The organism is Mesorhizobium sp. LSHC412B00 (genome assembly GCF_000503035.1).
In the GTDB taxonomy this organism is placed as follows: domain Bacteria; phylum Pseudomonadota; class Alphaproteobacteria; order Rhizobiales; family Rhizobiaceae; genus Mesorhizobium.
This window is the reverse complement of sequence record NZ_AYWB01000011.1, coordinates 1-19,497: the sequence shown is the minus strand read 5'-3', so window position 1 is coordinate 19,497 and position 19,497 is coordinate 1. Positions and strand designations below refer to the sequence as shown.

Below are 19,497 nucleotides of genomic sequence, written 5' to 3'. Positions count from 1 at the left end.
CGGCTTATTCGCGGTATCAAAGCCGACCCAATTTGGGTCGGCTTTGGTGTTTCTGGCGTGAGCATGCAGTCTAAATTTTTAAATCGTTTTCTTCTTTTGTTCCGGTTGCCATTTTCGGCCCGATCTTACGACCGGGCCGGTGATGTTACGCTTTTGCGCTCAGTTTCCTCAGCTGCACCCGCTCGTCGATCCACAAGTATCGCACTTCTCGCAGGTGCCATTCCGCACCATGGTGAAGTTGTGGCATTCCGAGCATTCGTTGCCGGTGTAGCCTTGCATCAAAGATTGCTGACGGCGCGTGGAGGCAAGCGCCTTTGCCTCGGCCGCTTCTTTCGCTGCTTCGTCGGTGAACAACCCGGTGGGGTCGGCAGCCTCCTCGGAAACAATATCTTCGACCAATTCCTTGGCTCGCTCCTCATAGTCGCGCTTGTAGGCGATGGCTTCGTCGCTTGCTGGTTTAAGCGCCAACACGTTGGAGCCTGAGAACGCAGTTGGAGTGACCCGGGCAGGGGCCGCGGCAGGCGATCCGGCAAAACCCTTGGGTTCGCCACCTAAGCCAGACACCAACTTGACCGGCGAGGCGCCGCGGGTAAGGCCCTTCGAGAACGGCGTCGCCTTGCCTTCGTTGATGCCGCGTCCGAGCGCCGTCTTGTCGAAATCCGACTGGTCGACATGGGCGAGGTCGTGGCGGCCGAGATAGGACACGGCGAGCTCGCGGAACACATAGTCGAGGATCGACGTCGCATTCTTGATGGCGTCATTGCCCTGCACCATGCCGGCCGGCTCGAATTTGGTGAAGGTGAAGGCCTCGACAAATTCCTCGAGCGGCACGCCATATTGCAGGCCAAGCGAGATGGCGATGGCGAAGTTGTTCATCATCGCCCGGAAAGCGGCGCCTTCCTTGTGCATGTCGATGAAGATCTCGCCGATGCGGCCGTCATCGAATTCGCCCGTGCGCAGGTAGACCTTGTGGCCGCCGACGACTGCCTTCTGGGTGTAGCCCTTGCGGCGGTTCGGCAACTTTTCGCGGTCGCGGTAGAGGCGTTCGATGACGCGCTCGACGATCTTCTCGGTCACTTGCACTGCGCGCTGTGAAGCGGGCGCAGCGATCAGCTGCTCGACCGCGTCGTCCTCGTCATCCTCGCTGTCGGCGAGCAGCGACGAATTGAGCGGCTGCGACAGCTTTGAGCCGTCGCGATAGAGCGCGTTGGCCTTCAGCGCCAGCTTCCACGACAGCATGTAGGCGCCCTTGGCGTCTTCCACCGTCGCATCGTTGGGCATGTTGATGGTCTTGGAGATGGCGCCGGAGATGAAGGGCTGTGCCGCCGCCATCATCTGGATGTGGCTGTTGATCGACAGCGAGCGCTTGCCGATCTTGCCGCACGGGCTGGCGCAGTCGAACACCGCCAGATGCTCGGCCTTGAGGAAGGGCGCGCCTTCCAGCGTCATCGCACCGCAGACATGGATGTTGGCGGCTTCGATGTCCTTCCTGGAGAAGCCGAGCGCCGGCAGCATCTCGAACGAGAAGTCGTTGAGCTGCTCATCGGTGAAGCCGAACGTCTCCTTCACCCAGTCGGCGCCGAGCGTCCACTGGTTAAAGACGAACTTGATGTCGAAGGCCGACTTCAGTGCTGCGTTAAGCGCCGCGATCTTGTCATCGGTAAAGCCCTTCGCCTTGAGCGAGCCGGGGTTGACCGCCGGCGCCTGGTTCATGTTGCCGTGACCGACCGCATAGGCCTCGATCTCGGCGATCTGGCTTTCTGAGTAACCCAGCGTGCGCAGCGCTTCCGGCACGGCGCGATTGATGATCTTGAAATAGCCGCCGCCGGCAAGCTTCTTGAACTTCACCAGCGCGAAGTCGGGCTCGATGCCGGTGGTATCGCAATCCATGACCAGGCCGATCGTGCCGGTCGGCGCAATCACGGTCGCCTGCGCGTTGCGGTAGCCATGCTCCTCGCCGAGTTCGATGGCGCGGTCCCAGGCAGCCTTGGCGTGCGCGGCCAGTTCCTGCTGCTTCAGGTCGGACGCGACCAGCGGCACCGGATTGACGGCGAGCTTCTCGTAGCCCTGCTTTTCGCCATAGGCGGCACGGCGATGGTTGCGCATGACGCGCAGCATGTTCTGCGCATTGCGGTCGTAATCGGCGAAGGCGCCGAGCTCGCCGGCCATCTCGGCCGAGGTGGCATAGGCAGTGCCGGTCATGATGGCGGTGAGCGCTGCGCAGATGGCGCGGCCCTCGTCGGAGTCATAGGGGATGCCGGACGTCATCAGCAGGCCGCCAATGTTGGCATAGCCGAGGCCGAGCGTGCGGTATTCGTAGGACTGCTTGGCGATCTCCTTCGACGGGAACTGCGCCATCATCACCGAGATTTCGAGGACGACGGTCCACAGCCGCACCGTGTGCTCGTAGGCGGCGATGTCGATCGTGCCGTCGGCGTTGCGGTAGGGGAGCAGGTTGATCGAGGCCAGGTTGCAGGCCGTGTCGTCGAGGAACATGTATTCCGAGCACGGATTGGAGGCCCGGATCGCACCGGCCGAAGCGCAGGTGTGCCAGTCGTTCATCGTCGTGTTGAAATGCAGGCCCGGATCGGCCGAAGCCCAGGCGGCGTAGCCGATCTTTTCCCAGAGGTCGCGTGCCTTCAGCGTCTTCAGCACCTTGCCGTCCTTGCGGGCGGTCAGATGCCAGTCGGCGTCGTCCTCGACGGCGCGCAGGAAGTTGTCCTTCAGCGACACCGAATTGTTGGAGTTCTGGCCGGAAACGGTGAGGTAGGCGTCGGAATCCCAGTCGGTGTCGTAGGTCTTGAACGACATCGCGGTGTAGCCCTGCTTGGCGAACTGGATGACGCGGTAGATGTAGTTCTCCGGCACGGCCGACTTCTTGGCCGCCTTGATCTCGCGCTTCAGCGCGGTGTTGATCGACGGGTCGAAGCAATCGTCATCATGGCCTTCGCAATTGATGCAGGCCTTCATGATCGCTTCGAGATGTTTTTTCACGATCTTGGAGCCGGTGACCAGCGACGCCACCTTCTGCTCTTCATTGACCTTCCAGTCGATGAATTCCTCGATATCGGGATGGTCGGCGTCGACAATGACCATCTTGGCCGCACGACGCGTGGTGCCGCCCGACTTGATGGCGCCCGCCGCGCGGTCGCCGATCTTGAGGAAGCTCATCAGGCCGGACGAACGGCCGCCGCCCGACAGCTTTTCGCCTTCGCCGCGCAGCATCGAGAAATTGGAGCCGGTGCCCGAGCCATATTTGAACAGACGCGCTTCACGCACCCACAGGTCCATGATGCCGCCTTCGTTGACGAGATCGTCCTGCACGCCCTGGATGAAGCAGGCATGCGGCTGCGGATGCTCGTAGGAGGACTTCGACTTGGTCAGCTTGCCGGTAAACGGGTCGACATAATAGTGGCCCTGGCTCGGACCATCGATGCCGTAGGCCCAGTGCAGGCCGGTATTGAACCATTGCGGCGAGTTCGGCGCAACGCGCTGGGTGGCGAGCATATAGGCGAGTTCGTCGCGGAAGGCGCTCGCGTCTTCTTCCGACTTGAAGTAGCCGCCCTTGTAGCCCCAATAGGTCCAGGTGCCGGCCAGCCGGTCGAAGACCTGGCGGGCGTCGATTTCGGAACCGTAGCGCTCGGCTTCCGGCAGCTTGGCAAGCTCGGCCTCGTCGGCGACGGAGCGCCACAGGAAGGAGGGGACGTCGTTCTCCTCGACCTTCTTCAGGCGCGCGGGCACGCCGGCCTTGCGGAAATACTTCTGCGCCAGGATGTCGGCGGCAACCTGCGAGAACTGCGCCGGCACATCGATATTGTCCAAGCGGAACACCACCGAGCCGTCCGGATTCTTGATCTCCGAAAGCGCCTTGCGGAATTCGATCTCCGCGTAAGCTGATTGGCCTGGCTTGGTGAAACGACGCTCGATGCGCATTGGTCCGGTCCCTTTTGTCTATATATAGCGCTTTTCCCCGGGGATTTCTGCCCCCAATGCGAAACGCGCATGTCCGCCGTCTGCCGGCGTTCGAAAACACCGGCTCTCCTTGTGGCACTCTTCGTCGCCTTGCCGGTCGAGCTTCTTACGAAGCCGCTGTTCCAACTCTGCGCCGAACCCTGCGGGTCCCTCAAAACTGAATTTTTCCTCGATTCCCTCGACCGAGGGAAATTCACATTATCTAGCGTCGAACCTGCCTGCAAACACTAAATATAGTGTTAACAGACAATTTATTCCAGTCCGACAAATCTCCCTTTTCGCTCCCGAAGCCCCCACGATCCAACGCTTCCGCCAGCCTCGTAAACAGGCGGAAATCATGGCCAAAACGCACAAAATCCGGGAAAAATGACCGGGCTCGAAACTCTCCGGTCGCGCCCTCAACAAGAGCACATGGCACATAAAAGGCGACTCGGTTTGCGTCGTCAAGGATTCGTTTGCGTAGCTTTTGTGACCCCAACATCTTGTGTGTCACATATGTGGATAACGGGGACAAAAAGCGGCTGAGGAAAGCCCGATTCTGCCGGCGTGGACCGCTGGTGAGCGGTTCACCCGAGACAGGCCCGGCCGGATTCTGGCTCACAGCCTTTTCATTTTAGCTGGCGTGCATTATGTCTTTGGCGTCGCGCGGGGGCGCGTCTTGTCAATTCCAAGAGCATCCGTTACGCCCCGCCCATGACAGTTACCGTCCGTTTTGCCCCCTCACCAACCGGCCGCATTCATATCGGCAATGCCCGCACCGCCTTGTTCAACTGGCTGTTTGCCATGAACAACAAGGGCCGTTTCATTCAGCGCTTCGACGACACAGACATTGCCCGCTCGAGGCAGGAATTTTCCGACGCCATCCTCTACGACCTGCACTGGCTGGGGATTTTTCCCGACGCCACCGAATACCAGTCGCGGCGCTTCGAAACTTACGACGCGGCGGTGGAGCGGCTGCAGAGAGCCGGCGTTGTCTATCCCTGCTACGAGACCCCCGAAGAACTCGACCTGCGCCGCAAGGTGCGCCGCACGCGCGGCCTGCCGCCGGTCTATGGCCGCGAGGCGCTGGCGCTTTCGCAGCAGCAGATCGCCGAATACCGCTCCGATGGCCGCCGGCCGCACTGGCGCTTTCTGCTGCCGAATTTCACCAGCGATCCGCTGCAGCCCGAACGCACCGAAGTGCACTGGAACGATCTGGTGCGCGGCGAGGAAACCGTCGATCTGGCCTCACTGTCCGATCCGGTGCTGCGGCGCGAGGACGGCACTTATCTCTACACGCTGCCTTCGGTCGTCGACGACATCGAGATGGAGGTCAGTCATGTCATCCGCGGCGACGACCACGTCACCAACACCGGCGTGCAGATCGCGTTGTTCAAGGCGCTAGGCGCCGAGCCGCCTGTCTTCGGCCACCACAATCTCTTGACTACGGCCTCGGGCGAGGGTCTGTCGAAGCGCAGCGGTGCGCTGTCGATCGAGAGCTTGCGCGAGGAGGGCATCGAGCCGATGGCGGTTGCCTCGCTGGCCGTCCTTGTCGGCACCTCGGAAAATGTCGCGGCGGTGCATGACATGCCGACACTGGCCGCGCGCTTCGATCCCGCCGCCACGTCGAAATCGGCGGCCAAATTCGACCCGGACGAGCTGTTCGTGCTCAATCGTGCGCTCATGCACCACATGCCTTTTTCCGAGGCGCGGGATCGGCTGATCGTGCTCGGCATCTCCGGCGACAAGGCCGAGCCGTTCTGGCTGGCGGTGCGCGGCAATCTCGACCGGCTGAGCGACGCGGTCGGCTGGTGGCGTATCTTTGCCGACGGCCCGCAGCCGGCGCCGGAATTTTCCGACGAGGATCGCGACTTCCTGCAGCAGGCCTTCGACCTGCTGCCGGAAGAGCCGTGGACCGGCACGGTCTGGAAAGACTGGACGGCCAGGATCAGGGAAGCCAGCGGCCGCAAGGGCAAGGCGCTGTTCATGCCGCTCAGGTTGGCCCTTACCGGACTTGCTTCCGGGCCGGAGCTTGCAGATCTATTGCCGCTGCTGGGTCGGGAAGGAACGCTGGCCCGACGACCCTGACCTTGCGCTGGTCCGGCGGGATCAGCGACACCGGCGACACCACCGGCTTGACGGCAAGGCGCTTGATGGCGGCGCGGTCGAGCCCGCCTTGTACGTTCGCCAGCGTCTCCGGATCCGCGCCCGGATCGGGTTTGGCCGCCGGCACCGGAATGAATGGCGTTGTCTCGGTATCAGGCTGCGATTGCTCGGGCGGTGGCGGGTTGCCGCCGATGATCTCGAAATTTCCGGCCTGCGCATTGCAGCCACAAGCCAGCGGCCGCGACATGTTGGGCTGTTTGTAGAGATAGGCGGTCGGCAACTCGCTGTAGGGCCTGCCGGTCACCGACGACGTCATGTTGGCCGAATCGTCTTCCATGCCGCGCGAATAGAACACCTGCATTTCGGTGCCGGGGCAGCTCGATTCGCAATTCTTCTGGTCGCGCTCGAAATCGCCGAGCGAAGCCGAGTTCGACATCGGGAAGAAATAGCCGTCGCAGGTGCGCACGCAGCTCGTATGGAACTCGCCGCCGACCGTCGGGAAATCCGGCACGCCGGGCTGATTGAGCACCCTGCGCACATTGCGCTCCTCGCCGGGATCATCGGGCTGATCGAGCGTGTCGATCTGCCGGTTGCCGCCGAAAAGCTGGTCGAACAGATTGCCGTCGTCGGGTTCGCGGCTGGCTTCCTGCAGCGGCTCCCGGCGCGGCGCGGGCTCGTCACGGCAGCCATTGGCGTCGAGCGCGGCCAGGATGCGGCCGCGGTCGCGCCGCGAGCCGCCGCCGGCAAGCTGCGCGCGCTTGGCTTGCAACGCATCGAGATTGGCGTTCATGCGATCGATGCTGCTGTTCAGCGCAGCACATTGGCTGACATTGCGCGAAAACAGCGAAAACCCGCAATTCGCATCGCTCGCACGACCGCGCACCTTTGATAGCTGTTCGAACTGGCGGGAGATGGCCTTGTCATACTTCCGCGCCATGCTGGAATTGCCGCCGCCATTCGATGAAGAAGCAAGCTCGGCTTCCAGTTGACGGCAAACGCGGGAGGCGGCCTGCGGTTCAGTGGTGGCGACGGCCGAAAGCACAAGCGCGCCGAGCAGCGCAGCCAGATGCTTCAGCCTCCATCGTCCGCCTGTCATTGGCCGAAACCCCGCTTGCCTGCCTGTCTACCGGATTCGCGGTTAACCGTTCCCTCAATCTACAACCAAAGATGGTCTTAGCCCATAGAGGCGTTGCAGGAGGCGTTTGGATAGGGCGGCAACTGTGCGATCTCACCGCTGCATGAAAAAGGCGCAATCGCCCCGGAATTATCCCACGATCCAGCAATGCCCCGGGGAGCTGGCATGATCGCGATTACCCGTCGAACCGCGCTGCAGTTCGGTCTGTTGTGCCTGGCGGTGCCCGCCGCCCGGGCGCAGGAAAATCCAGCCGCTCCGGACTGGCGCAGCAAATTGGTCGAAGCCGCGCGTGAGCAGATTGGCCTCACCACCTTCTACGACCCGACCTATGTCCGCCTCGACTATCCCGGCGGCGATGTCGCGCCGGATAGGGGCGTGTGCACGGATGTGATCGTGCGCGCCTATCGCCGCGCCTTCAATCTCGACCTGCAGAAACTGGTGCATGAGGATATGGCCGCCAATTTCGCCGCCTATCCCAAGACCTGGGGCCTGAAAGCGACCGACCGCAACATCGACCACCGACGGGTCGGCAATCTTGCCGCTTTTTTCGGACGCAACGGAGTTTCCTTGCCCGCCAGCGAGTATCCTCCCGACTTTCAGCCGGGCGATATCGTCACCCAGATGCTGCCCGGCAACCTGCCGCACATCGTCATCGTCTCATCCGAACGCTCGGCGGACGTGCCGGAACGAGCGCTGGTCATCCACAATATCGGGGCGGGCGCCCGCGAGGAGGACACGCTGTTTGCCTTCACGCAGACCGGGCATTACCGTTTCGTGCCTGCCTGACGGCGTCAGTTGAAATGAACCACCGCCTGTGCCTTGTGCGCCGCCTCGACCACCGCAAGCGCCGTCATGTTGACGACGCCGCGCGACGTCACCGACGGCGTCAAAATATGCGCCGGCTTGTCGGTGCCAAGCAGGATCGGACCGACATGCAGCGCATCCATCATCGTGCGCAGCGCGGTCAGCGTGATGTTGGCGGAGTCGAGGTTGGGGAACACCAGGAGATTGGCTTCGCCCTTCAGCCGCGAATGCGGATAGACGCGCTGGCGCAGATGCTCCGACAGGGCTGAATCGGCATGCATCTCGCCGTCGCATTGCAGGTCGGGCGCAACGCGCGCCAGGATCGCCGCTGCCTGCCGCATCTTCAGCGCGCTGGGAGAATCACGCGAGCCGAAATCCGAATGCGACAGCAGCGCTGCCTTCGGCTCGATGCCGAAGCGCTGGATTTCCTCCGCCGCCAATATGGTCATTTCGGCGATTTCCTCGGCCGTCGGGTCGACCGAGACATGGGTGTCGGTGAGGAAGATGATGCCGCGCTGCGAGATCAGCATCGACAGCGTCGACAGGTCGCGGTCCTTGACGCCCGCGCGTGGTCCGATGACCAGCGTCACATTGCGCAGATGCCGCTCGAAACGGCCCTCGAGGCCGCAGATCATGGCGTCGGCATCGCCGCGCTTCAGCGCCAGTGCCGCAATCACCGTATTGTCGGTGCGCACCATGGTGCGCGCGGCCTCCGTCGTCACGCCGCGCCGGCCGGCAAGCTCGATCAACAGGTCGACATAATGGCGGTAGCGCGGATCGTCTTCCGGGTTGATCAGGCCGAAATCGACGCCCGGCTTGATACGCAGGCCGTAGCGCTTCAGCCTGACCTCGATGACATGCGGGCGGCCGATCAGGATCGGCTCGGCAATGCCTTCCTCCAGCACCACCTGGGCTGCGCGCAGCACGCGCTCGTCCTCGCCGTCGGCATAGATGACGCGCTTGGCGGTCGACGCCTTGGCCGAGGAAAACACCGGCTTCATCACTAGGCCGGAGCGGAAGACGAAGCGGTTGAGCTGGTCGATATAGGCGGCGAAGTCGGTGATCGGCCGGGTCGCGACGCCGGTGTCGCAGGCAGCCTTCGCCACCGCCGGCGCGATGCGCAGGATGAGGCGCGGATCGAAGGGCGAGGGGATCAGGAAATCGGGCCCGAAGATCGGCGTCTCGCCGGAATAGGCGCGCGCGGCGACATCCGAAGGCTCTTCGCGGGCAAGGGCGGCGATCGCCCTGACCGCCGCCATCTTCATCTCCTCGTTAATGGCGCTGGCGCCGCAGTCCAGCGCACCGCGGAAGATGTAAGGAAAACACAGTACGTTATTGACCTGATTGGGAAAATCGGAACGCCCGGTGCAGATCATGGCGTCCGGCCGCGCCGCCCGCGCCGCCTCCGGCATGATCTCCGGATTGGGGTTGGCCAGCGCCAGGATCAGCGGCTTCGGCGCCATATGCCGCAACAGTTCCGGCTTCAGCACGCCGGCGGCCGATAGGCCGAGGAAGACGTCGGCGCCCGGGATCACATCGGCCAGCGTGCGCGCCTCGGTATCCTTCACATACGGGTCTTTCCAGCGGTCCATCTCGTCGGTGCGGCCCTTGTAGGCGACGCCGAAGCGGTCGGTGACCCAGATGTTCTCTACCTTGGCGCCAAGCGAGACCAACAGGTTGAGGCAGGCGAGCGCTGCCGCACCGGCGCCTGAGGTGACGATCTTGATGTCGGAAATGGCCTTGCCGGCGAATTCCAGCCCGTTGAGCACCGCGGCGGCGACGATGATGGCGGTGCCATGCTGGTCGTCATGGAAGACGGGAATGCTCATGCGGGCCTTCAACTGCGCCTCCACCTCGAAGCATTCGGGCGCCTTGATGTCCTCGAGATTGATGCCACCGAATGTCGGTTCCAGCGCCGAGATCGTCTCGACCATGCGCTCTATGCCCGGCGCGTCGATCTCGATGTCGAAGACGTCGATGCCGGCGAATTTCTTGAACAGCACCGCCTTGCCTTCCATCACCGGCTTGGAGGCGAGCGGGCCGATATTGCCGAGGCCGAGAACGGCCGAGCCATTGGAGACGACGCCGACCAGATTGGCGCGCGCCGTATAGTCGGCGGCGGTCGCCGGATTGTCGCGGATTTCAAGACAGGGCGCGGCAACACCCGGCGAATAGGCCAGCGCCAGATCGCGCTGGTTGCCGAGCGGCTTGGTTGCCTGAATCTCAAGCTTTCCCGGCCTTGGATGCTTATGGAAGTAGAGGGCGGCTTCGTCGAGGTCCGAACGTGCCGTTTTCTTGTTCTCGCCTTCCATGCGGCCGCTCCCTCAAACCTGCTTTGCAGCCTTTTAGCACGCAAAAATGGTTTTTCGCGACGCCAAATGACGCAAGGGCGGCTAAAACAACCGGGGCCGAAAAGACCGAATTATTTCAATCGGTTGCGCGGAAATCCTGCTGAGGATGCACTGAGCCCTTTAGAACGCGCTGACATAGAGGCCGCCATCGACCGGGATGTTCTGACCGGTGAGATAGCCGGCATGGACCGAGCACAGAAAGGCGCAGATCTGGCCGAACTCTTCCGGCGTGCCGAGCCGCTTGGCCGGAACGTCGGCGCTGATGCGGGTCTTGCGCGCTGCGGCCGCTGCCGGGTCTTCCATCGTGCCGGCCTCATGCGGGCCGCGCAGCCGGTCGGTGTCGAGCTTGCCCGGCAGCAGGCTGTTGATGGTGACGTTGCGGTCGACCACCGTGCGCGCCACGCCGGCCAGGAACGAAGTCAGCCCGGCGCGCGCGCCGGACGACAGATCGAGGCCGGGGATCGGGACGTAGACCGACAGCGAGGTGATGTTGACGATGCGGCCGAAGCCGCGCTTGGCCATGCCGTCGATCACGGCCTGCACCAGTTCGATCGGCGTCACCATGTTCTGCGTCACGCCTTCGAGAATCTTTGCGCGGTCGAGCTCGCGGAAATCGCGCAAGGGCGGGCCGCCATTGTTGTTGACCAGGATATCCGGGTCGGGGCAGGCGGCAAGGAGCGCGTGCTGCACGTCGGGTTTCGAGACGTCGCCGACGATCTCGGTCACCTTCACGCCGTAGCGTTCGCGCAGTTCGGCTGCGGTTTTTGCCAGCAGCTCGGCATTGCGGCCGTTGACGACGAGATCGCAGCCGGCCTCGGCCAGCGCCATGGCGCAGCCGCGGCCCAGCCCTTTGCTCGATGCGCAGACGATGGCCTTCTTGCCCTTGATGCCCAGATCCATGACGATTTTCTCCTGTGAATGGCGCGGCACGCTAGCCCTTTGGCTGGCCCAATCGCAACCGTCATACGGTTGTTGCATGAATCGGGGCATAGCCTGCGCGAAAGCAACGGTGACGATCTGATGTCCGGTACAGAAACCCGCACTTTCCGCAGCATGTTCATATCCGACCTGCATCTCGGATCGAAGGCGGCCAAGGCCGAGTTCCTGATCGATTTCCTGCGGTATCACGACGCCCATATCATCTATCTCGTCGGTGACATCGTCGACGGCTGGCGGCTGCGGCGCAGCTGGCATTGGCCGCAGAGCCACAATGACGTCGTCCAGAAACTGCTGCGCAAGGCGCGCAAGGGCACCTCGATCACCTATATCGCCGGTAATCACGACGAATTCGCGCGCCAGTTCCAAGGCGTGCATTTCGGCGGCATCGTCGTTGCCGACCGCGCCATCCACGAAACCGCCGATGGCAGGCGCCTGCTGGTCATCCACGGCGACCAGTTCGATACCGTCGTCCACAATGCACGCTGGCTGGCCTACCTCGGCGACTACGCCTATGACGCCGCGATGGTGGTCAACCGCGTGGTGACGAGGCTCCGCCATATGCTCGGCCTTCCCTACTGGTCGTTCTCGTCCTGGGCCAAGGTCAAGGTCAAGAAGGCGGTGAACTTCATCGGCTCGTTCCAGACGGTGCTGACCGAGGAGGCCCGCCGCTCGCATGTCGACGGCGTCATCTGCGGCCACATCCATCACGCCGCGATCGAGACTTATGAGGATGTGCAGTACATCAACACTGGCGACTGGGTGGAGAGCTGCACGGCGGTGGTCGAACATTTCGACGGCAAGATGGAGATCATCCACTGGGCGCTGGTGCTGCCCGAAGCACCGGACGAGCCGCTCATCCCCTTGCTGATCGAAGACAGGGTCGTCGAAGCGGCATAACCCTCCTGTTAATCGACTGGCCCAGGCAGTTTCGGACCGCTTTCGCGCATGTTAAGGGATCGATCTGCGTTGCAGCCCTTTGTGCAGCGTAATTGGATCGATTCATGTCGCTGCCGCCGCTCTCGCCCGAACAACTCGTCAAGCCGCGCCATTTCGAACTGCGCATGAGTCTGATCTTCGCGACATTATTCGTGTCGCTGGGAACGCATGTGCCTTATTTCCCGCTGTGGCTGCATGCCCAGGGTTTCCACGCCGAGCAGATCGCCATCATCCTGGCGGCGCCGATGTTCCTGCGCGTGGTGACGACGCCGCTGCTGACCGCGCTGGCGGACCGGGCGAAGGACAGGGCCGATGTCTATATTGCGCTGGTGGCCGCGACGATGGTGCTTTCCGCCGGCTATTTCCTCACTCCCACCTATGCGGCGGTGCTTGCCGTATCGCTGGCGCTGACGGTGGTGTGGACGCCGCATTCGCCGATCGCCGATTCGCTCGCGCTGTCGGGCGTGCGCCGCTTCGGCTCGAACTACACCGCGATGCGCAAATGGGGCTCGATCTCCTATCTCTGCGCCAACGTCGCAGGCGGCTTTATCCTGGCCTGGACGAGCCCGCAGGCCGTGCCGGTAATCATCTTTGCGGCATTGTCTGCCGCGCTCGTCGCCGGATTGCTGGCGCCGCGGCTTGGCCGCCCGCGCCGGGCTTCGCCGCTTTCGGCCGCCGACATCCAGCATCAGGCGCCGAGCCTTCTCAATCCGTATTTCCTGTATTTCACCCTCGGCGTCGGCATCATCACCGCCAGCCATGCCTTCCTCTACGGCTTTGTCTCAATCTACTGGAAATCGGTCGGCATCAGCGATTCCGTCGTTGGCCTGCTGTGGGCCTGGGGCGTGGTGGCCGAGGTCTGCATGTTCGTGTTTTTCAACCGTATTTTTGCCTCCGTCTCAGTCGTCAAGGTGATGCTGATCGCCGGCGTCGGCTCCATCGTGCGCTGGATCGCCTTTCCGTTGATCTGGCCACTCGGGCTTGGCGTTGCCGGTTTCTTCGGCGTCCAGACCCTGCATTCGGTGTCGGTGGCGATGGTGTTGATCGGCCTGCAGAAGATGATCGGCGAAACGGTTTCGGAAGAGCGCACTGGTGCCGCGCAAGGCATTGCTTATTTCTTCAACGGCTTCTTCATGGCGGCGGTGACGCTGGCGTCCGGCCCGCTTTATGAGCGCTACGGCGTCGACGGCTTCCTGGCGATGATCCCGATCGCCATCGTCGGCCTGGCGCTGATCGGGCTCGCCGCGCGTTCAGCCCCACAGCATCCTGTCAGGCGGTGACACCAGCGACCCCTGGTACACGAGGCCGGGCTGGCGGTCGCGGGCAAGCAGCAGCGGACCGTCGAGGTCGACGAAGTCGGCGCCTTGCGCCAAAAGCACTGCCGGCGCCATCGCCAGCGACGTGCCAACCATGCAGCCGACCATCACGCCGAATCCCAGCTCCCGGGCGCGGTTGCGAAGGGTAAGGGCGGCGGTCAGGCCGCCGGATTTGTCGAGCTTGATGTTGACGGCGTCATAGAGGCCGACAAGCGCTTCGAGGTCCTTCGCCTCGTGGACGCTTTCGTCTGCGCAGATCGGCACCGGATGCGCGATGTGGCGCAGGATGGCATCATGGCCGGCGGGAAGCGGCTGTTCGATCAGGGCTATGCCATGTTCGGCGGCGAAAGCGAGATTCTCGATGATGTTGGCATCGGTCCAGCCTTCATTGGCGTCGAGGATGATGCGGCTGTCGGGCGCCGCTTCGGTCACGGCGCGGATGCGGGCCATGTCGTTGTCGCCGCCGATCTTGACCTTGAGCAGCGGCCGCCCGGCATTGGCGCGGGCTTGCGCCGCCATTGCCTCCGGCTCGCCTAGCGACAGCGTGTAGGCCGTCTCCAGCGCCGACAAGGGCACAGCGTGGATGGCGTCCGCGACCGCAACGCCGCTGATCTTCGCCTCCAGGTCCCACAAGGCGCAATCGATGGCGTTGCGGGCAGCACCCGCCGGCATCGCATCGAGCAGGTCCTTGTGGCTGATGCCGCCTTCTATCTGCCGGCGCATGGCCTCGATGGCGTCGCGCACCCCCTCCATGGTCTCGCCATAGCGCTTGTAGGGGACGCATTCGCCCCATCCGCGATTGTCCCCATCACTGATCGTGCAGCTAATGACTTTGGCTTCGGTCTTCGACCCGCGCGAGATGGTGAAGGTGCCGGCAATGGGAAAACGCTCGGCCTCAACCGAAATGACACGCGCCATAATTTTCTGCTCCGGCTATGCGACAACGCGTCGTCGGCAAATCGACAGGTACGACCCGTCAGGCTAAACAGGACGCCATGTTGACCATCGGCAAACGCGACGCAAGCGGCAACGCCGCCAAGGAGGCCGACCACCAGCCCCGCGTTGCGGTCGGCGAGGAGGGCGGCGTCCTCGGCTGCGCTTTCTCCGGCATCTGGACGACGACGACAGTGGCGCTGATCGACGCCGAGATGCGCAAGATCGAGCAGCGCAAAGGCTTCCAGACGCTCGCTTTGGATCTTTCCCACATCGAGAAGATGGACACCGCCGGCGCCTGGCTGATCGATCGCCTGGTCAGTGTCTTCGAAAAGAAGGGTGTCGAGATCAAGATGCAGGGGCAAAGCGATGTCGCCTCGATCCTGCTCGGCGCCGTTGGCGAAGCTGTCCGGCGCGAGCCCGAATCGCGCGGCGTCCGGCGCCCCAACATCATCCTCCGCGGGCTGGAGGCGGTCGGCCGCCGCATCTATGAGATGCGCGACGATTTCCTCGCCTCGATGAACATCCTTGGCGCCACCATCGGCGGCGCCCAGATGAAGCTCGGGCGCGGCCATGCCATCAACCCTGCGGCGATCTTCAACCAGATCGATCGCATGGGGGTCGGCGCCATCCCCGTGGTGGTGCTGATGTCGGCGATCGTCGGCGCCATCGTCGCCCAGCAGGGCGCCTACCAGCTCAACTATTTCGGCGCCAACATTTTCGTTGTCGATCTGGTCGGCGTGCTGATCCTGCGCGAGCTCGGCGTGCTGATGACCGCCATCATGATCGCCGGCCGTTCCGGCAGCGCCATCACCGCCGAGATAGGCTCGATGAAGATGCGCGAGGAGGTCGATGCGCTGAAGGTCATCGGCCTCAACCCGATCGGCGTGCTGGTGTTTCCGCGCCTGGTGGCGCTGGTGATCGCGCTGCCCTGTCTCACCATCGTCGCCAATTTTGCCGCCCTTGGCGGCGGCATCCTCGCCGCCTGGCTTTATTCCGGTATTGCGCCGACGGCCTTCATCGACCGGCTGCGCGGGGCAATCGATATCAGCACCATCTTCGCCGGGCTGATCAAGGCGCCGTTCATGGCCATGATCATCGGCACCATTGCTTCCGTAGAAGGCATGAAGGTCGGCGGCAGCGCCGAATCGCTGGGGCTGCACGTCACCGCCTCGGTGGTGAAGTCGATCTTCGTCGTCATCATCCTCGATGGCCTTTTCGCCATCTTCTACGCGTCGATCGAGTTCTGACATGATGCGCAGAAACTCAAAGGCGACCAAGGCTGTGCAGGGAATGGAAGAAGACGATATCGTGCTGTCGGTGCGCGATATCACCGTTTCCCTGGACGACAAGCTGATCCTCGACAAACTGGCGCTCGACATCAAGCGCGGCGAAATCCTCGGTTTCGTCGGCGCCTCGGGCGCCGGCAAATCGGTGCTGCTGCGCACGATTCTCGGCCTGCTGCACAAGCAGTCCGGCACGATCAAGCTGTTTGGCCTCGACCTCGAAAAGGCCAGCGACATCGAACGGTTGCGCATCGATATGCGGCTTGGCGTGCTTTTCCAGCACGGCGCCCTGTTTTCGGCGTTGACCGTCCAGGAAAACGTGCAGGTGCCGATGCGCGAATATCTCGATCTGCCGAAGAAGCTGATGGACGAGCTGGCCTTGCTCAAGATCGAACTGGTCGGCCTGCCGCCGGACGCCGCGCAAAAATTTCCCTCGGAGCTTTCGGGCGGCATGATCAAGCGCGCCGCCCTGGCGCGGGCGCTGGCGCTCGACCCCGACATCGTCTTCCTCGACGAGCCGACTTCCGGCCTCGACCCGATCAGCGCGTCCGAATTCGACGAACTGGTGGTCAAGCTGCGCGATACGATGGATCTGACGGTCTATATGGTGACGCACGATCTCGACACGCTGTTTACCGCTTGCGACCGCGTGGCGGTGCTCGGCAACAAGAAAATCCTGGTCGAAGGCACGATCGACGACATGCTGAAAAGCGAAGAACCGTGGGTCAAATCCTATTTCCGCGGAAAACGCGCTCGGCAACTTGATCTTGCCGCGCGCGCATAGACATAAGTGGGGCAATGGAAACCAGAGCCAACTACGTAATTGTCGGCATTTTCACCCTGGCTGCAATCCTGGCGGCGTTCGGGTTCGTCTATTGGACCGCCCAGATCGGTGATCGCGGCGAGACGGCGGAGCTGCGCGTGCGCATTCAGGGTTCGGCCTCCGGCCTCGGCCCCGGCAGTCTGGTGCTGTTCAACGGCGTCAAGGTCGGGGTGGTCAAGCGCGTCTATTTCGACCGCAATGACCCCAATGCCGCCATTGCTACGACCGAGATCGACCAGACAACGCCGCTCACCAAATCGACGCAGGCCGATATCGGCATCGCCAGCCTTGCCGGCCAGGTCAACATCGAATTGAAGGGCGCCGATCCCAAGGAACCGAACCTGCTGGAAGAGGCGGCAAAGGAGGGCAGGACCGCCGAGATCGTCGCCAATCCATCGGCGGTCACCAACCTGCTGCAGACGGCGCAGAATATCTTCACCCGTGCCGACAAGGTGCTTTCCGAACTCGAAGGTTTCACCAGGGATGTGCGCGGGCCGCTGACCCAGACCGTCAAGAACGCCCAGACATTTTCCGATGCGCTGGCCAGGAATGCCGACGGCATCGACAAGTTCCTGACCGCCGTCAGCGCGCTGTCGGACGAGTTGAAGGGTGTTTCCGGCAAGCTCGACGGCACACTGAAGGCTGCCGAAGGCCTGCTCAATGCCGTCGACAAGGACAAGATCAAGAGCATCGTCGCCAATGTGGACGCCGTCACGGCCAATCTGAAGGAGACCAGCGGACAGCTCGATGGCGTGATCAAGAACGTCGATACCGCGGTCGGCTCGGTCAACGATTTCGCCAAGCGCACGCAAGGCACGCTGGCAAAGGTCGATAATGTGCTCGACGGCATCGATCCGGCACAAGTGCGCGTGGCGCTCGCCAACATTCAGAAGGCCAGCGAAAACGCCAACAAGGCCGCCGCCGACATCGCCAAGGTGACCGACAAGTTCGCCGACCGGGCCGACGACATCGACGAGACGATCAAGGACGCCAAACAGCTTGCGTCGCGCCTCAACGATGCCTCGGTGCGCGTCGACGGCATCCTGAAAAGGGTCGATACGCTGCTCGGTTCGGGCCAGGCCGACGGCGTCATGGCCGATGCCAGGGACACGCTGAAGTCGTTCAAGCAGGTCGCCGACACGCTGAACGCCCGGCTTGGCACGATCACCGACAATATTGCGCGCTTCTCGGGCCAGGGCCTGTCGAATGTCGAGGCGCTGGTCCAGGACAGCCGGCGTTCGATCAGCCGCATCGAAGAGGCGGTGACCGATCTCAGCCGCAACCCGCAGCGCATCCTGTCGGGCGGCGACGGCGAGGTCCGGCAGTTCGATGGCAGGGCACGGCGTTGACTTCCGTGCCCGCCCGCAGCAATTACATGGACCGCGGATGCGGATTCATCATACGATCCGGGGACAGTGGGGATCACGCGTGACGTTCGGGTTGGGTGGGTATAGATCGGCAGTCGTTTTGCTTGGCTTGACGCTGGCTGGTTGCGCGGCATTGGGAGGCAAGCCGGCGCCGCTCGATACGTTCGAGCTGTCCGCCCCGTCGATCGACGCCCGTGGCCACAGCCGCCGCCAGATCCTGATCGCCCAGCCCTCCGCGCTCAAGGCGCTGGACAGCCAGAACATCGTCATCAAGCCGTCAGATCGCTCGATCCAGTATCTCAAGGGCGCGCAATGGGCCGACCGGCTGCCGCTGATCGTGCAGGCGAGGCTCGCCGAAACCTTCCAGCGCTCCGGCAGCTTTGCCGGCGTCGGCAAGCCGGGCGAGGGGCTGGCGATCGACTACCAGGTGATCGTCGAGATCCGCTCCTTCGAAGTCCGCGTCAATGGCGGCGAGCATGCCGAGGTCAATCTCTTCGTACGCATCCTGAACGACCGCAACGGCGAGGTGCGCGCCTCCAAAAGCTTTACCGCATCCGCTCCCGTCTCCGGCAGCGGCAATCCGGCCTATGTCAACGCGCTCGACAGCGCCTTCGGCGAGGCGGCGAAGGGTATTGTGGGCTGGACGGATTTGGTGATCTGAGCCGGTCGAGGCTTGGAACGATCGTTCGTCGCGTTAAACCAGCACTCGACCAAATATCGCAGGTTCGCGCTGCCCCTCATTGCGCTGCCGGGCATTTCTCCCCGTATAGTGAGAAAGAACGCCATCGCCAATGATTTCGCCAATTGTCACCGTCGCAGTATGGGCGGCGAGGCTGATGCCATCTCCCTTCACCCCGTCGCTATACGGGAGAAGGTGCCGGCAGGCGGATGAGGGGCAGCGCAGACCGACGATTTTGCACAAAGAAAAAGGCGGGAACTTCCCGCCTTTTCTGTGTCTGTGGTGTCGCCTCAATCAGTGCAAACGGCCGCTCGCATGGGCCAGCATGGTGTAGACCTTGCCGGTGTCCGACGTCAGGTAGGTCTGCGCCATGATGTTGTCGCGGTCGTTGCGCGAGACGTCCTTGAGCAGCTTCTCGAAATCGTCGCAGTAGCGGTCGACGGCGGCGCGGAACTCCGCCTCGGCCTGATATTTGCGGCGGATTTCGTCAAAGGTCTGCTGGCCCTTGAGCGTGTAGAGGCGGCGCGTGAACACGTCACGCTCGCCGCGCCGGTAGCGGTTCCACAGCTCGATCGAGGCGTCGTGGTCGATCGCCCGGGCAATATCGACCGAGAGCGAGTTGAGCGACTCCATGACATGCAGCGGCGAGCGCTGGGCGGGAGTTGCGCGCGGTGCTTCCGCGGGCGCTGCCGGCCTGGCGACTTCCTCCTCGCGCGATGCCCCGGTCAGGAGATCGCGCACCCAGCCGCCTTGCGGCGTGCGGGCGTTGGCGTCGCGCTGGCGCGGTGCTTCGGCAGGACGTTCGATATCGAGCGTGCCGCGCAGGCCGCCCAGCGGCGCCTGCGGAGCAGGGCGCTCCGGCTGTGGCGCC

14 protein-coding genes are annotated in these 19,497 nt (G+C 63.1%); 8 read left to right on the top strand and 6 right to left on the bottom strand.

Going from position 1 to position 19,497, the window contains the following annotated elements; all coding sequences use genetic code 11:
* Positions 1-168 precede the first annotated feature (168 nt).
* Positions 169-3,933: a vitamin B12-dependent ribonucleotide reductase gene (locus tag X757_RS145090; RefSeq protein ID WP_023711452.1), complete on the bottom strand. Its 3,765-nt coding sequence runs from the start codon at positions 3,931-3,933 to the stop codon at positions 169-171.
* A gap of 732 nt (positions 3,934-4,665) precedes the next feature.
* On the opposite strand from X757_RS145090, the gene gltX reads away from it, so the two are divergent.
* Entirely contained in the window at positions 4,666-6,039 is a 1,374-nt protein-coding gene (gene gltX / locus X757_RS145095; protein WP_023726898.1) for a glutamate--tRNA ligase, read from the top strand.
* On the opposite strand, the gene X757_RS145100 is transcribed toward gltX, so the two are convergent.
* Positions 5,957-7,153 (bottom strand): DUF2865 domain-containing protein, encoded by a 1,197-nt coding sequence (locus X757_RS145100; RefSeq protein WP_023726897.1) that lies wholly within the window; start codon positions 7,151-7,153, stop codon positions 5,957-5,959. The genes gltX and X757_RS145100 overlap by 83 nt on opposite strands.
* 204 nt (positions 7,154-7,357) lie before the next feature.
* Here X757_RS145100 and X757_RS145105 point away from each other — a divergent pair, with 204 nt between their 5' ends.
* On the top strand, positions 7,358-7,978 hold the full coding sequence (locus tag X757_RS145105) for a DUF1287 domain-containing protein (protein ID WP_050593953.1): 621 nt from the start codon (positions 7,358-7,360) through the stop codon (positions 7,976-7,978).
* 5 nt (positions 7,979-7,983) lie between these two features.
* Here X757_RS145105 and X757_RS145110 read toward each other — a convergent pair whose 3' ends face one another.
* Both X757_RS145110 and X757_RS0134405 read right to left on the bottom strand, forming a co-directional pair.
* Entirely contained in the window at positions 7,984-10,308 is a 2,325-nt protein-coding gene (locus X757_RS145110; protein ID WP_023726895.1) for an NADP-dependent malic enzyme, read from the bottom strand.
* Positions 10,309-10,467: 159 nt separating this feature from the next.
* Positions 10,468-11,247 carry an SDR family oxidoreductase gene (locus tag X757_RS0134405; RefSeq protein ID WP_031214781.1) on the bottom strand — a complete coding sequence of 260 codons (780 nt, stop codon included), beginning with the start codon at positions 11,245-11,247 and terminating at the stop codon, positions 10,468-10,470.
* Between the two features lie 120 nt (positions 11,248-11,367).
* On the opposite strand from X757_RS0134405, the gene X757_RS145115 reads away from it, so the two are divergent.
* Positions 11,368-12,183 (top strand): UDP-2,3-diacylglucosamine diphosphatase, encoded by an 816-nt coding sequence (locus X757_RS145115; protein WP_023669040.1) that lies wholly within the window; start codon positions 11,368-11,370, stop codon positions 12,181-12,183.
* Between the two features lie 104 nt (positions 12,184-12,287).
* Entirely contained in the window at positions 12,288-13,502 is a 1,215-nt protein-coding gene (locus X757_RS145120) for an MFS transporter (protein WP_023726894.1), read from the top strand.
* Here X757_RS145120 and dgcA read toward each other — a convergent pair.
* Positions 13,473-14,456 (bottom strand): N-acetyl-D-Glu racemase DgcA, encoded by a 984-nt coding sequence (gene dgcA, locus X757_RS145125; protein ID WP_023726893.1) that lies wholly within the window; start codon positions 14,454-14,456, stop codon positions 13,473-13,475. The genes X757_RS145120 and dgcA overlap by 30 nt on opposite strands.
* Before the next feature lie 77 nt (positions 14,457-14,533).
* Between dgcA and X757_RS145130 the strand changes: the two genes are divergently transcribed.
* The 4 genes from X757_RS145130 to X757_RS145145 are packed head-to-tail and all read left to right on the top strand — an operon-like array spanning position 14,534 to position 18,608.
* Positions 14,534-15,721, top strand: coding sequence for an ABC transporter permease (locus X757_RS145130; protein WP_023708615.1), 1,188 nt, complete (start codon positions 14,534-14,536; stop codon positions 15,719-15,721).
* A 1-nt stretch (position 15,722) separates the two neighbouring features.
* Positions 15,723-16,541 (top strand): ABC transporter ATP-binding protein, encoded by an 819-nt coding sequence (locus X757_RS145135; RefSeq protein ID WP_023726892.1) that lies wholly within the window; start codon positions 15,723-15,725, stop codon positions 16,539-16,541.
* Between the two features lie 14 nt (positions 16,542-16,555).
* Positions 16,556-17,929: an MlaD family protein gene (locus tag X757_RS145140; protein ID WP_023669035.1), complete on the top strand. Its 1,374-nt coding sequence runs from the start codon at positions 16,556-16,558 to the stop codon at positions 17,927-17,929.
* Entirely contained in the window at positions 17,910-18,608 is a 699-nt protein-coding gene (locus X757_RS145145) for an ABC-type transport auxiliary lipoprotein family protein (RefSeq protein WP_023726891.1), read from the top strand. The genes X757_RS145140 and X757_RS145145 overlap by 20 nt, the downstream gene beginning before the upstream one ends.
* 312 nt (positions 18,609-18,920) lie before the next feature.
* Here the strand turns inward: X757_RS145145 and X757_RS01000000165025 are convergent.
* A partial coding sequence (locus X757_RS01000000165025) for a hypothetical protein (RefSeq protein WP_032903236.1) occupies positions 18,921-19,497 on the bottom strand: 577 nt, incomplete at its 5' end.